The following is a 14,468-nucleotide window of genomic DNA, read 5'->3' as shown; positions in this document are numbered from 1 at the left end:
ACGATGGGGTCAGCGAACGTCTTTGCGAAATCCACGCGCTGCCACTCATGGTTGACACTGAGTTCACCGAACTCGATTGGCAGCGCCTCATCGATCGGAGTCCTATCATCAGTACCGGGATCCGTGGGGTTCGTCGGATTCGTCGGATCGGTTGTGATAGGTTGCGGCTTCTCCGCCGCGATAAGATCAGACTTGGTTACCACGTCAATGCCGCCCGGGCCCTGCACGGTCAGGGTCACCGAGAAGCGTCCGGCCTCTGAGAAGGTTTGGGCGGCTTGGCAGCCGGTCGCCGTCTGGCCGTTACCGAAGTCCCACTGACAGGAGTCGACCCTTCCTTGAGAGGTGCTGCTAAAGAGGATCGTCAGCGGGACGCGGCCGGAGGTATTTGATTCGGTGAAATTGGCGGTTGGCGCGATGGTTTGAGCAATCGGGGTCGTCGCACTCAGCTCGTTCGAGAACTCGCTGCATTGGGTGCCGTCCTCGGCACAGGCTCGCACGGCAATGTAGTAGGTCGCACCTGCTTCCAATCCCGCTAAGGTCGCGCTTGTGGAGGTCGCAGTGCTACGCCCTTGGTAGGCTCCGCTCTCGCTGCCCCAGTGAACTTCATAGAAGGCGACTCGGTCGTCCGAGATCGAGTCCCACTCCAAGCTGATGTCCGCCGACTGGGCGGTGGCAGACGCGGACAGGAATACGAGTGACAGGAGCGTCGTCAATGGAGCCCTGAAAGAGGTGCTCCGCAGGTTCCGGCCAGTTGCGAGTTCAAGGAAGAGGGTGGTCTTTAGCATTGTGAGCGCTCCATGTCGATGAGCGCCGATTCATCGGCGCCACCGCAAGGAGGCGCTCGAATCTTCGGCAGCCCTGCTGCCGTATCCGGGGGAGACCCCGAGACTTAGGCCAGCGGCTTTGCGTCCTGCCCTTTCGGACAGTTTGCCGTTGTCGGATTCTTGGTATGGCAGAGTATATGGAGCAAGGACGGCGCGGTATGCGAGCGAAGTCGCATTTGCCGAGACTGGGTGCCAGACTGCGCGCTGAGGGATCCGACAGGAGGGCTGGCTTGATCAGCGGCCCACCCCGTGGCTTGAGTAGGCGCTGTGTATCCTTCAGGCAAAGCAACCTGGGTGCGGCTCCCAGAGATCGCGCGACTGGCCAGACGACGATCGAGGCCGGAGGGCTCGACACCTCTGCCAAGCATTTTACGCCCCAAGACCTCTAGTAACCGGGACTCAGGCACGGCTACAATTAATGGTTTTATCCAACGGGCACGCCAATGATCGACACGAATCCGATCGCTCACCAAATCAACGATCTGAAGGGACGTTTGGGGTCCCTCAGGGGGTATCTTTGACTACGCGGAGCGTAAAGACCGCCTGACAGAGGTTCTCCGCGAACTCGAGGATCCCGAGGTCTGGAATGACCCAAGCCGGGCCCAGGCACTCGGGCGCGAGCGGGCGACCCTCGAGGGTATCGTCGTCACCATCGACGAGATGACGTCATCGCTCACGGATGCGGACGACCTGCTGGCCCTTGCCGCGGAAGAAGACGATGAGGCGACCTTGCAGTCGCTGGAATCGGATCTGGCCGAGTACGAGACGCGGATCGCCGAGCTGGAGTTTCGCCGGATGTTCTCGGGCGAGACGGACGCGAACAATGCCTTCGTGGATGTTCAGGCCGGATCCGGTGGCACGGAGGCGCAAGATTGGGCCGAGATGCTGCTGCGCATGTATTTGCGCTGGGGCGAGCGGCGCGGCTTCAAGACCGAACTGATGGAGGCGTCGCCGGGCGAGGTCGCTGGCATCAAGTCCGCGACCATCAAGTTTGAGGGCGAGTACGCCTTTGGCTGGCTGCGCACAGAGACCGGCGTGCACCGCTTGGTGCGCAAGTCGCCCTTCGACTCAGGCAATCGCCGCCACACCTCATTCGCGGCCGTGTTCGTATCTCCTGAGATCGACGACAGCGTCGAGGTGGATATCAACCCGGCGGATCTCCGAATCGACGTTTACCGAGCGAGTGGCGCGGGTGGTCAGCACGTCAACCGGACCGAGTCTGCCGTGCGCATTACGCACATGCCCACCGGGATGGTGACCCAGTGCCAGAACGACCGTTCCCAGCACAAGAACAAGGATCAGGCGATGAAGCAGCTCAAGGCCAAGCTCTATGAGCTGGAGATGCAAAAGCGCCAGGCGAGTCAGCAGGCCGTGGAGGACAGCAAGTCCGACATCGGCTGGGGGAGTCAGATTCGCTCCTACGTGCTAGATCAATCCCGGATCAAGGACTTGCGCACCAATGTTGAGATTGGAAATACCCAGTCGGTGCTCGACGGCAATCTCGATCCCTTCATCGAGGCAAGCCTCAAGAGTGGTCTGTAAGTCGCTGATACAATAATGCTTTGCCATCTAGTCAGCGACCGCTATCGCTGCGTCGCTTCAAGTTTTTGAAGAGGAAGCCCGCTTTCCTCTTCGGTCAGGGCGGATCGGCCACTCATGCCGCGCCCCCTGTCCAAGCTCCCGGAGATCCATGTCCATTATGAGCCAGCATGACGAACCCCAGTCAGCAGCACGTCCAGAGCAGACCGATACCAACGAAGATAACAAGTTGATTGCGCAGCGGCGCGACAAGCTTGCTCAGCTCCGCGAGCGGGGAAATCCCTTCCCCAATGATTTCCGGCGCGACGCGGTCGTTGGCGAGCTGCATGCCAAGTATGGCGAGCTGGACGCGGACGCCCTCGAGGAGCGCGGCCTTCGGGTCAAGGTGGCTGGGCGCTTGATGACGCGGCGTGTCATGGGCAAGGCAAGCTTTGCGCACATCAAGGATATGTCTGGGCGGATGCAGCTCTTCGTGCAGCGCGACCTGGTGGGCGAAGACGCCTACGCGAGCTTCAAGCGGGATCTGGACATCGGCGACATCCTAGGGGTCGAGGGCGTGCTGTTCAGGACGAAGACCGGCGAACTCTCGGTTCGCTGCGATAGCATTCGCTTGCTAACCAAGGCGTTACGGCCATTACCTGAGAAATTCCATGGCTTGACAGACATGGAGAGTCGGTACCGCCAGCGCTATCTCGATCTCATCATGAATGATGGCACGCGGGAGACCTTCCTGCTGCGCACGGCCATCATTCAGTTCATCCGGACTTACTTGAACGGACGCGACTATCTCGAAGTCGAGACGCCCATGATGCAGGTGATTCCGGGCGGTGCGGTCGCCCGTCCCTTCATCACGCATCACAACGCGCTCGACATGCGGCTCTTCCTGCGCATTGCCCCCGAGCTTTTCCTCAAGCGGCTGGTCGTCGGGGGATTCGAGCGGGTCTACGAGATCAATCGCAACTTCCGTAACGAGGGGCTCTCAACAAGGCACAATCCGGAATTCACCATGTTGGAGTTCTATGAGGCCTACGCGGATTACCAGGATCTCATGGACCTCACTGAAGACATGCTCAGACGCATGGCGACGGAGGTGCTTGGGCAGACCGAGATCCAGTATCAGGGCGCGACCTATGATTTCGGTCGGCCGTTCGCCCGACTCAGCGTGCGTGAGGCCATCCTCCAGTACAATCCTGAGCTTGAGCCGGGCGATATTGACGATCTGGACAGGGCGCGCGCACTCGCCGAGCGCCTCGGTATTCAGGTCAAGCTGACCTGGGGGCTCGGTAAGCTGCAGCTCGAGGTCTTCGAACAGAGGGTCGAGGCACGGCTGATGGACCCGACCTTCATCACCCAATACCCGACAGAGGTCTCACCGCTGGCACGCAGAAGCGATGAGGATCCCTTCGTCACCGACAGGTTCGAGCTGTTCGTCGGGGGGCGGGAGATCGCCAATGGCTTCTCCGAGCTGAACGACGCGGAGGATCAGGCCGAGCGTTTCCAGCAGCAGGTGGCCGAAAAAGATGCCGGAGACCAAGAGGCGATGTACTTCGATGCAGACTACATTCGCGCCCTGGAGCATGGGATGCCGCCGACCGCGGGCGAGGGCATCGGAATCGACCGCTTGGTGATGCTCTTCACCGATTCTGCCTCGATCCGCGATGTCCTCTTGTTCCCCCATATGCGCCCAGAGGGCGCTGGCTAGTTTCTGCGGTACTTAAGAGGCTGTCTGAATATTGCAATCGCCCGAGCGGTAGGGGCGAATTCATTCGCCCTCCCGGCAGCGCCAAGGGCGACTAAGGTCGCCCCTTGTACGAGGTTTTTCAGACAGCGTCTAAGGCTAAAAATCCTTATTAGATAAATCACTAGACGGATTAATTCAGGTAAATTATTTGCTTCCCGACTCCGCCTCGGGCGCAGGGAAGCCGTACGGGGGCTCGCGTAGGTTGATGAGATTGGGGCCTTCTTCACCGAGGCGCACGTCGCCGGCCTCGGCCGCTGCGATCTCGGTCACGACTAGCAGCGCGTAGCGACCCTCGGAGAGTGGGGCGACCTCGACGACACGACCATCGACTTGCTGCGACTGACTTGCCGAGGAATGGAGTGCATCGCCTGGCCGGGGCGGCATCTCTGTCTCCACCTCCGCCAGATACATGCGCCGCTTGAGCTTGCCGAGAAACTGCATGCGTGCGACGACCTCTTGGCCGGTATAGCACCCCTTGTGGAAGCTGACGCCCTCGACCAAGTGGAGGTTCGTCATCTGGGGGACGAAGGCTTCGACCGTTGCGTCATAGACCGTCGGCAGTCCGGCCTGGATGTCCAAAAGCTTCCAATCCTCGGTGTTCGCGGGTGTAGCATGCTCGGCCAGCTTTGCCCAAAGATCGGTCATCGCGGCGACCGGTGCGAGCAGCTCGAAGCGTGGTGTGGGGCCAGGGATGCGAATGGCGGTGATCTCTCTCGTGGTGGCGAGGCCATTGTCACGCGCGGGCACGTCCAGCCCGCTTGCGGCGAGCAAGTCCTGCGCGCAATCACCGGCCAGGCCGATGCGCACCAGACTATCGCTGGCGTCGGTGAGCGTCACCTTGCTGCGTAGGATGAAGATACCGAGACGTTTGATCGCTTCCGGGATGCGCTCCGCTGGGGTCTGCAAGTAGGTGGTCCCGTTGCGCTCGAAGACACGGAAGAGCGCGAGCATGCGGCCTTTCTGACTGCAGTGACCGCTGAGATGGCTGTAGGTTTCCGAGACCTCTCGGGTATCGTTCGTGAGCTGCCCTTGCAGGAAGGCCTTGGTGTCGTCCCCGGTTGCGGCAATGAGGCCGAGATGCGAGAGATCGAAGAGTCTGCAGGCGACGCTGTGCTCGACCTTCGGGAAGCGGATGGCGCCCTGAGCATTGATCTGGGCCTTGTGACTAGTAAGGAAATCCCGCCATTCATTCGTCATGGTATGTGTCTCGAGACAGTTGGCGTCGCCCTGGGGCTGACGCGTGGATCACTTGCATCGATTTTCGATGAATTCGCTCGGAAGCGTAAAGTCTGGCCGGGCTGACCGTCGCTGCAAGCCAGTTTGGCCTTACGACGCCTCAGTTCAAGCCATCAAACTAAGCACATTCGGAGATTGAGCACTTTGTCCATACACCAAGCGACACCGCCCGTGGATAGCCTCGTGCTCTACAAGGTCCGTCCCGCTCGGGTCGTGAGCGTCGGCGACAAGATTGAGATCGAACTCGATGGCGGACAGAGTAAGCGGGTTCGACCGAAAGACATTGAGCTGCTGCATCCAGGTCCGCTGCGCAATCTTGATGAACTCGGACCTCAGGCAGGTGAGCTGACGGAGGCCTGGGAGTTGCTCGAGGGGGGCGAGACCAATCTCAAGGATCTGACCGAACTCGCCTTCAATGACTTCACGCCGGCCACGGCTTGGGCTGCCTGGCAGCTGGTGGCTGAGGGGCTGAACTTCAGCGGCACACCCCAAGCCATCCAGGCCCACGCGCGGGAAGTGGTGGAGCACAAGCTGGCGGAGCGTGCCTCTAAAGAGGCCGCCGAGCGTGACTGGCAGGCATTCTTGGATCGCATGGCGAAAGCGCGTCCGGGTCCAGAGGACGTAGAGCGGCTCGGCGAGATTGAGCGTCTCGCGCTCAACAGGTCAGAGCACAGTCGAATCCTCGAGGCACTTGGATATCAACAGACGCAGGAAAATGCCCACCGTGCTCTGGTGCGGGTTGGTCATTGGCCTACCAGCTTCAATCCACATCCGCTGCGCCAGGGGATCCTCATGGACGATCCGGCGTTGGAGGTTCCGGCACTGCCGGACGAGGAGCGTTTGGATCTTACCCACTTGACAGCCTTCGCCATCGACGACGAGGGCAGTTGTGATCCGGACGATGCCCTGGCCTTGGATGACGGTCGCCTCTGGGTGCATGTTGCCGACGTCGCAGCCGTGGTCGAGCCGGAATCGCCGCTGGAGGCTGAGGCGCGGGCACGGGGGGCGAATCTCTATTTGCCCGAGGGCATCATCAACATGCTACCCGCCGGAGTCACCGAGCGCCTGGGCCTCGGTTTGCAGGATGTCTCGCCGGCGCTGTCCTTCGCGTTACGGGTTGATACCGAGGGCGTCTTGAGTGGTATTGAACTCCATCGGACCTGGGTGCGGGTCGAGCGACTGACTTACGCGCAGGCCGAGGAGCGGCTGATGGCTGGTGATCCCATCCTCTCTGAGATGGCGGCCATATCCGAGCGTTTTCAGGCGCGGCGCCGGGCGAACGGCGCGAGCCGTCTCGATCTCCCCGAGGTTAGCCTCAAGGTCGAGGATGACAGCGTTCGTATCCGGCCACTTCCGCGCCTGAAGAGCCGTGACCTGGTGACCGATGCCATGCTCATGGCTGGCGAGGCTGCGGCGCGGCTTTGCATCGATCATCAGATCCCGATCCCCTTCGCAACGCAGGCACCGCCAGAGTCGGGCGAAGAGGCGAGCGATCTGGCGGCCATGTATAGCAGGCGGCGCTGCTTCAAGCCTACCAAGCTCTCCCTCACGCCCGATCTTCACGCGAGTCTTGGCCTGCCGCTCTACACCCGTGCGACCAGTCCGCTGCGCCGCTATTCGGACCTGCTTGTCCATCAGCAGCTGCGGGCCTGGCTCGCTGGTCGTAGCCTCCTTGATGAGCAGCAGGTTCTGAGCCGCATCGGTGAGGCCGATACGGCATCGCTAGCGATCCGGCGCGGGGAAAGGCTCTCCAATCAGCATTGGAAGCTGGTTTTTCTACGCGATAATCCTGACTGGAAAGGTGAGGGCGTCGTGGTGGGTATCGATGAGCGGAAGACGGTGGTCTTGGTTCCCGAGTTGGCGATGGAGGCGCGCGTTCGCGTCCGCGACGAGGTGAGCCTGAACCAGCGGCTTCGGCTGGCGGTGAACGAGGTCGATTTGCCCGGTCTCAGCGCGAGCTTCCGAACGCTTGGGGTAGCCTAGCGCCAACGCCTCTCTTGGGTGGGGCGGCCGGCGTCGGCCACTGAGTTTCTTGCGGCCTATGGCCGGTGAGCAAAGTGAACTCAGGTTCCTTTGAGGTTCCGAGATGCCCTTCGCTGGTAGAGAAACGCTGGCCGTGTCTCTGCCGGCCGATCGCGAATCCCCCGTCACTTGACCTTCGTCAGTGAGATGTCCGCTGTAAGTCGATAGTCTTTCACACTTTGTGGGGAAGGCGCTTTCGCTGCGCGAGGTCAAAAAAGTCGGCGATTGACGCAGGGCGCGCGCTTTCACTGGGCAAAAAAGAAACCCGGATCACAGATCCAGGCTTCTTATCGTGACAGATTCGTGCCCACAGCCCTGACGACAGCGCACTTGTCGCCGTGTCTTGGTGGTCTCAGGCTCCCCAGGTCCTAACTGCGCCAGTATCCACGTGGACGAAGTCGGAGCGGCGGTAGTATCCAACGCCACCTTGGCCCAGCCTGATGGCTGCGTCTCTAAGGGAGCGGGTGGACAAGTCGGGGAAGCGAATGTCCATCGCCTGGCCTTTGATATGGAGGCTGTTCTTGGCGACGCCGCTCGAGGCGCGACGGAGCTTGGCGTTCGTTTCAGGTGAGCGATAGGCGCTGATGATATGAAAGCGGGCGTCACGATCGCCCAGCGAGACTTTGAGGTCGTACAGCAGATCAAAGAGGCGCGGGTCCATGCGGGTTGTGTCACCGTTCCGGAAGTCCCGGAAGAAATGATTCAATCGCTGCAATGCCGACCTCTGGTAGCGATCACCGATGCGGTAGGTGACGTCGATCTTGTCTTCGGTGTGCAGATGATAGAAAGACAGGGTGCGCACCTGCTCGAATGAGCGCTGGAATGTTCGTCCAGCGGCTGCGGGTGCGGCAACGGCGGATAGTGCAGCGCCAAGAAAGTAACGTCGATTCATGCTCCCCCCGGTACATTATAAGACGTTGATAATCTCTGAGGGTTGAAATTATAGGCAAGCGGATGAAGAAAGCAATGAGAATTTTCTTCGAGTGCTTGCTGACTCTAAGTTCAAGAATATTCTTAAGTCAAGCTCATGTAGCTTGAGAAGAAACAATTATAAATTTTCAATAAAAAAGGAATTTAAATATCATCTTAATAAAGCACTTGACTGAGCTTTAAGGAGCGTGAAGTTGCGTCGCGAGTCTGATATATCAGAACGTAAACTGTGATGCTGACCACATCGCGATGCCTTGAGGTGCTCGCAATCACGCGAATTGAGCTATGATGATGGTGTTTGCTGAATCCGGGAGTTGATCAATGCGCGGACCCTTGAAAACCGCTCTTCTCTTCGCTGCCGTGGCTGTCACCCCTGTGACCGCCGTGTATGCCGACGTCTTCAAATATGTCGATGGCTCTGGGAATGTTTACTTCACAGACACGCCATTGAAAGGCAATCGCTACAAGCTGGAGTGGCACCGGGAAGCGCGTAAGCTCGTGCGCGAAAACCAGCAGAGTTATATCGCGGACAAGACGGGGAGAAGGATCGCTGCGCGTGGCCGGGTGCGCTCGAGCAAGGCTGAGCCAGTGAGCAAGTCGATGGCGAAACGGCGGGCGAGCGTCGAGCACTTGGTGCGAGCCAATGCCCGTCGCTACGGACTCTCGCCAGCGCTCTTACATGCCGTGATCAGGGCCGAATCGGCATACAAACACACGGCGGTCTCTCATGCGGGCGCACAAGGTCTGATGCAGCTGATGCCGGCCACTGCAAGGCGATATGGCGTTGGGGATTCGTTCGATCCGGCGCAGAACATTCGGGGCGGAGCGGCCTATCTGAGGGATCTACTCGACATGTTCGACCAGGATGTCAAGCTTGCCGTTGCTGGCTACAACGCCGGCGAAGGCGCGGTGCTCAAGTACGGGCGCTCCATCCCTCCCTACTCGGAAACGCAGAACTACGTGCGCAAGGTGCTCAAGTATTATGGTGCCGAGCGTCCCTCGAGCTTCATCATGACGGCCCGCTAGGCCGAGCAGGCTCGCCCTGGTCTAGGTCGCGTTCCGGCCCCCACCTTTTCGGTCAGTCCTCTCCAATCACGCGCTCGTCGCGTGGTGTGGAGAGGAGCCTTTCTGCATCACCTTGCTGTTTCGCGAAGATGAGCCGGAACTCGACTCCAGTGTCGCGCGCCTCGCTCTTGCGCCGGTCGCGCACGATTTCGCGCGCCTCCTGGTAGCGATCACAGGTCTCGATGTACTCCAGGACTCTTGGGGGTGAAATCTTGTAGACAAAATACGGCATTGATTTGAACTCGAATCTGGCGGTTGGAGAGGCGGGAACGCGAAGACCGGCGATAGTCCCCAGGGCACGACCCGCAAGCGAGCTTCAACAAGCGAGATCATGCTTGTGTCACTCGTGTCACTCGCGCGAAGCTTCGCGGTCCGTCGTCGTTGAGGCTTCAAGGCTTGTTCATCAACTTGACTTGCGCCTGTCCTCAACACCTATGGGTTTCCCGAAATCAACCGGAACAGCCGCTCCAAGCCTGCGTAGCCAGGCCATCCTGGCCTGGTTTGCCAGGGCTGGAAGCCCTGGCTACATAAAACCGATAGGTGGTGAGGCGCCTGTCAAATTGACTTGCGCCTGTCAAAGTGGTCGCGCTCGCGAGCCTGCGGGGCGCGGATCAGCTGAATCAGGCAGCCTCCGAGCGCACTCATGGTCGCTTCAGTGCGACCTAGACCCAGGTTAAGATTTCGCGGTCAGCGCGCGGAAAGCCCGGGATTCTAGCGCAATCCTCCACGAGATGTCCCTAGCTGTCCTTGGGGGAAATTTGTTGGCTCCATAAGTAGATCCTTGTAAAGCAATCATTCGAGCCGTGGTATCGTTCGAGGTAGCAGGCTTATCGTCAGAAAAGCCTCGCAGAGTCGGGACTGGCTCTAGAATCCTTGAGGGCGCAAAATGCTTGCAGATGAGTCAAATTTCGATGAAGCGTCTGCCCATCCAAGGCCGTCGGGATCGAACCGACGATAGCGATCCCGATAGCGATAGCGATAGCGATAGCGATCCCCATGGCATGACTCGTCAGTCTGAGGCGAAGCCTCGCTAGACTTGGGGCAGCATCGGATCTTGGGTCCAAGAGCGGGACGAAGCCAGTCGGAAGCTGACGCCAGGGTTCGGCTGCAAGTCAGGGACTTCTGGTAAGACGCCCATCCGGCGCCCTCTAGCCGGATTCGCGAGTTCAGGATTCGAGTACGGGGTATCCGAGCTGCCCCAGCTTCAAGCGCACTGGGCGCGCTAAGATTTCGGCGCAGCTTAGTCACGAGGGGCAAGGCAGCCACTTGGCGCCGCTCCGACGATCCAATGCCATCCGCCGTGCGAGGTCGTGCGGGCGCTTCTGTCATTGGCGATGCCACAGCAATCTAACGAAACCGTCTCATCCGCTTTGTCCGTGCCATGGCGCTGGACGCCGGATGAAGCCGAAAGGAGAGACAGGCAATGATCAAACCCGTGGGCTCAGATGTCCTAAAACCCCTCTTTGTCTACGACGCGGATCGGCATCACGCGCTGATGCATGAGGCCGAGTCGCTGCCACAGGTCCTGCTCAGCTCGCAGGCGGCCGCTAACGCGGTCATGATGGGGGGAGGCTACTTCAGTCCCTTGCCAGGTTTCATGAATCTGGCCGATGCGCTCAGTGTCGCTGAGACCATGCGCATGACGAATGGCCAGTTCTTTCCGGTGCCGGTGCTCTGTCTCCTCGAGGACGTGAGTGCGATCGAGGGTGCGAAGCGAATCGCGCTGCGTGACCCGAACGTGGAGGGGCATCCGGTCCTGGCGATCATGGACGTCGAGATGATCGAAGAGGTCTCGGACGCTCAGATGGCGACCATGACAGAAAAGGTCTACCGCACCCTGGACGCTGAGCATCCAGGCGTCGCAACCTTCAATGGACAAGGACGCTTCGCGGTGTCTGGGCCTATCGAAGTCCTTAGCTTCTCCTATTTTCAGGCGGATTTTCCGGATACCTTTCGCACTGCGGTCGAGATCCGCAATGAGATCGCCGAGCGGGGCTGGAAGCGCGTGGTCGCCTTTCAGACGCGCAATCCGATGCATCTGGCGCACGAAGAGTTGTGCCACATGGCCATGGATCGGCTCGACTGCGACGGCCTGGTCATTCACATGCTGCTCGGCAAACTGAAGCCAGGCGACATTCCGGCGCCCGTGCGCGATGCCGCCATCCGCAAGATGGTCGAACTCTACTTCGCGCCGAACAGCGCCATGGTGACGGGGTACGGCTTCGATATGCTCTATGCTGGGCCGCGCGAAGCCGTGCTCCATGCCTATTTCCGGCAGAACATGGGGGCGACCCATTTCATCATCGGGCGCGATCACGCTGGTGTCGGGGACTACTATGGCGCCTTCGATGCGCAGACCATTTTTGACGAGGAAGTTCCCGCGGGCGTGCTCGACATCGAGATCTTCAAGGCCGACCACACGGCCTACTCCAAGAAGCTCAATCGGGTGGTCATGATGTGCGAGGCGCCAGACCACACGAAGGAGGACTTCGTCCTGCTCTCTGGCACCAAGGTGCGCGAGATGCTGGGGAGCGGCATCGCCCCGCCGCCAGAGTTCTCACGGCCAGAGGTGGCTCAAATCCTCATGGATTACTACAAATCATCGCAGTAACCCGCTGAGCTAGAAAGCTCAATAAGCCTGCCGTGACCGCGTTACGGCAGGCTTATTCATTTTGGCTCAACGCAAGTTCTTCTTGTACGAGGGGACGACAGCGTTCCGTGCCTTCGAGAAATTGGCGAACTCCATGGTGACGCTTGCCAGCTCGACTCCTGAGAAGTCGGCATTGCTCACATCCGCGCGGTGCAGGATGGCGCCACCGAGGATGGCGTTGGTGAGATCCACATCGGTCAGATTGGCGTGCCTGAAGTTGGTGTCCTGAGCAGAGACGCTGCGCATCTTGGCGCCGCTCAGATCGGCTCCCTCGAAGTTGGCCAGGTTGATGACAGTGAAGCCGTCGGGAGTCTTGGAGGCGAGATCTGCCTCGTGCAGGCTAGCTCGCACCAGATTCGCGTCGTTCAGATGGCAGTCGCGAAGATCGGCGTGGCAGAGATTGGCTTCGCGCAGATTGGCCTTGATGAAAAGCGCCTTAGCGGCGGTCACGTGGCAGAGGTTGCTGCCAAGAAAATCCGTGCCGCGCAGATCCGCGCGGCTTAGATTTGCCCCCTTGAGATTTGCGTAGCGGACCTCCGCGCCGCGCAGATCCGCACCCACGAGTTTGGCTTTCTCGAGATTCGCGCCGGTCAGCATGGCCGAGCGTGATGGATGCTCGTCACCCAGTCGGGCGCGGGAGAGATTCGCGCCGGATAGATCGGCGTCCTTGAGGTGGGCGCCGATGAGGGTGGCGTCGACCAGAATGGCGTTGCTCAGGCAGGCGCCGTTCAGGTCGCTCGAGGTCAAGTTGGCGCCCGTGAGGTCCGCGCCTCGCAGGTCAGCGCCGTTAAGGGTCATGTCTCTGAGATCCGCACCCACGAGTGAATCGGCGTCGATGGTTTCCAGGATCTCGCCCGTCTCGCGATCTTTGATCTCTAACATTGCGCGTGTCCTCTGGGATGACGGCCGCAGTTTTCTTATCGAAGCCGTGCTTGCGACGGTATCATTCGGTCGTGATCGCATCTGCTTCGGAGGGACGGCCCAGGTTCCTCCTACGACAAGTCTAGCTCTCGCCAATGGATTCGGCCCGAGAACCAGGGTATTGCTCTCCGAAGCCTGCGGGATCTTCAATAAGAACGAACCATAATCAGCCACGCGAAGGAGTCGATTCATGAAGCTTGAGACCCTGGCCATTCATGCCGGATTCGCCCCAGATCCAACGACCAAGTCGGTCGCCACGCCCATCTATCAGACCACCAGCTACGCCTTCGATGACACCCAGCACGGCGCGGATCTCTTCGATCTCAAGGTGCCGGGGAATATCTACACCCGCATCATGAATCCGACCAGCGACGTGCTGGAGCAGCGCGTTGCTGCCATGGAGGGTGGGGTTGGCGGTCTTGCGCTAGCCTCCGGAATGGCTGCGGTGACCTACTCGATCTTCACCATCGCCAAAGCGGGCGACAACATCATCGCGGTCTCGACCCTCTACGGCGGCAGCTACAACCTCTTCGCGCACACCTTGCCGCGTCTGGGGATCGAGGTGCGTTTCGCGGCGCCCAATGATATCGAGGGCATGGCCGCGCAGATCGACGCGAGCACCAAGGCGGTGTTCTGCGAGTCGATCGGCAACCCGGCCGGCAATGTCGCGGATATCCAGGCGATTGCCGATATGGCGCATGCGCATGGCGTGCCCCTGATCGTCGACAACACGGTGCCCAGCCCCTATCTTTGCCGCCCCTTCGAGCATGGCGGAGACATCGTGGTGCACGCCCTGACCAAGTACATGGGCGGACACGGCACCACCATCGGCGGGCTCTTGGTGGATTCGGGCAAGTTTCCCTGGGCCGATCATGCCGAGCGCTTCTCCATGCTCACCGAGCCGGATGTGTCCTACCACGGTGTCGTCTATACGGAGGCGCTGGGAGCGGCGGCCTATATCGCGCGGGCGCGCGTGGTGCCGCTGCGCAACATGGGCGCGGCGATTTCGCCCTTCAACAGCTTCCTGATCTTGCAGGGGATCGAGACCCTTCCCGTGCGCATGGATCGGCACTGCGAGAACGCCGTGGCGGTCGCCAATTTCCTCAAGGAGCATGAGAAGGTCGAGTGGGTGCGCTATGCCGGCCTCCCGGATAGCCCGGACTACCCCTTGGTCCAGAAGTACATGGACGGCGCCAAGGCAAGCGCCATCTTGTCCTTTGGGATCAAGGGCGGGCGCGAGGCGGGTGCTCAGTTCATCGACGCACTCAAACTCGCCGTGCGTCTGGTCAACATCGGGGACGCCAAGACGCTGGCCTGCCATCCGGCAACGACGACCCATCGCCAGTTGTCACCTGAGGAACTGACCCGTGCCGGGGTCTCGGAAGACCTCATTCGGTTGTCGATCGGCATCGAGCACATCGACGACATCATCGAAGACTTGGACCAGGCATTGTCTGCGGCAGGCTAGGCTTGGGCGTCGGGAATGCGAGTGGTGAAGTGCTGAGTCCCATCTCGGGTCCTTGTGCGCGGCGCGCCTTGG

At 60.2% G+C, this 14,468-nt stretch carries 11 protein-coding genes and 1 riboswitch; of the genes, 6 read left to right on the top strand and 5 right to left on the bottom strand.

The genetic code is table 11. From position 1 onward, the window contains the following. Nucleotides 1-785, bottom strand: a 785-nt coding sequence (locus tag G3480_RS15350; RefSeq protein WP_164654771.1) for a PKD domain-containing protein, incomplete at its 3' end; no start/stop codon positions are given. Nucleotides 786-848: 63 nt separating this feature from the next. Then, a riboswitch (cyclic di-GMP riboswitch) is annotated at nt 849-942 on the bottom strand. Between the two features lie 325 nt (nt 943-1,267). On the opposite strand from G3480_RS15350, the gene prfB reads away from it, so the two are divergent. Together prfB and lysS are read left to right on the top strand one after the other, a co-directional pair. Further along, a protein-coding gene (gene prfB / locus G3480_RS15345; RefSeq protein ID WP_164654770.1) for a peptide chain release factor 2 occupies nt 1,268-2,366 on the top strand; the annotation gives its coding sequence in 2 pieces (ribosomal slippage) (nt 1,268-1,342 and nt 1,344-2,366; 1,098 coding nt in all). A gap of 157 nt (nt 2,367-2,523) precedes the next feature. Next, on the top strand, nt 2,524-4,065 hold the full coding sequence (gene lysS / locus G3480_RS15340; RefSeq protein WP_164654774.1) for a lysine--tRNA ligase: 1,542 nt from the start codon (nt 2,524-2,526) through the stop codon (nt 4,063-4,065). A gap of 183 nt (nt 4,066-4,248) precedes the next feature. Here lysS and ygfZ read toward each other — a convergent pair whose 3' ends face one another. Further along, nucleotides 4,249-5,301, bottom strand: a complete 1,053-nt coding sequence (gene ygfZ, locus G3480_RS15335; RefSeq protein ID WP_164654769.1) for a CAF17-like 4Fe-4S cluster assembly/insertion protein YgfZ — start codon at nt 5,299-5,301, stop codon at nt 4,249-4,251. 183 nt (nt 5,302-5,484) lie between these two features. Between ygfZ and G3480_RS15330 the strand changes: the two genes are divergently transcribed. After that, nucleotides 5,485-7,323, top strand: a complete 1,839-nt coding sequence (locus tag G3480_RS15330; RefSeq protein WP_164654768.1) for an RNB domain-containing ribonuclease — start codon at nt 5,485-5,487, stop codon at nt 7,321-7,323. Between the two features lie 391 nt (nt 7,324-7,714). Here the strand turns inward: G3480_RS15330 and mepK are convergent, their stop codons facing one another. Beyond that, on the bottom strand, nt 7,715-8,254 hold the full coding sequence (gene mepK, locus G3480_RS15325) for a peptidoglycan L,D-endopeptidase MepK (RefSeq protein WP_164654767.1): 540 nt from the start codon (nt 8,252-8,254) through the stop codon (nt 7,715-7,717). 371 nt (nt 8,255-8,625) lie between these two features. On the opposite strand from mepK, the gene G3480_RS15320 reads away from it, so the two are divergent. Further along, nucleotides 8,626-9,318, top strand: coding sequence for a transglycosylase SLT domain-containing protein (locus tag G3480_RS15320; RefSeq protein ID WP_240905836.1), 693 nt, complete (start codon nt 8,626-8,628; stop codon nt 9,316-9,318). A gap of 52 nt (nt 9,319-9,370) precedes the next feature. Here the strand turns inward: G3480_RS15320 and G3480_RS15315 are convergent, their stop codons facing one another. Then, the gene (locus G3480_RS15315; RefSeq protein WP_164654765.1) at nt 9,371-9,589 is read right to left on the bottom strand and encodes a hypothetical protein; all 219 of its coding nucleotides are present in this window, start codon (nt 9,587-9,589) and stop codon (nt 9,371-9,373) included. A 1,191-nt stretch (nt 9,590-10,780) separates the two neighbouring features. Between G3480_RS15315 and sat the strand changes: the two genes are divergently transcribed. Further along, nucleotides 10,781-11,968, top strand: a complete 1,188-nt coding sequence (gene sat / locus G3480_RS15310; protein ID WP_164654764.1) for a sulfate adenylyltransferase — start codon at nt 10,781-10,783, stop codon at nt 11,966-11,968. Nucleotides 11,969-12,034: 66 nt separating this feature from the next. Here sat and G3480_RS15305 read toward each other — a convergent pair whose 3' ends face one another. Continuing rightward, nucleotides 12,035-12,889 carry a pentapeptide repeat-containing protein gene (locus tag G3480_RS15305; protein ID WP_164654763.1) on the bottom strand — a complete coding sequence of 285 codons (855 nt, stop codon included), beginning with the start codon at nt 12,887-12,889 and terminating at the stop codon, nt 12,035-12,037. A 229-nt stretch (nt 12,890-13,118) separates the two neighbouring features. On the opposite strand from G3480_RS15305, the gene G3480_RS15300 reads away from it, so the two are divergent. After that, nucleotides 13,119-14,396, top strand: a complete 1,278-nt coding sequence (locus G3480_RS15300; protein ID WP_164654762.1) for an O-acetylhomoserine aminocarboxypropyltransferase/cysteine synthase family protein — start codon at nt 13,119-13,121, stop codon at nt 14,394-14,396. The last annotated feature ends 72 nt before the right edge of the window (nt 14,397-14,468 follow it).

Origin of the sequence: Thiorhodococcus mannitoliphagus (assembly GCF_010915725.1) — a bacterium.
GTDB classification, from domain to species: domain Bacteria; phylum Pseudomonadota; class Gammaproteobacteria; order Chromatiales; family Chromatiaceae; genus Thiorhodococcus; species Thiorhodococcus mannitoliphagus.
This window is presented reverse-complemented; position numbering and strand designations above follow the sequence as displayed.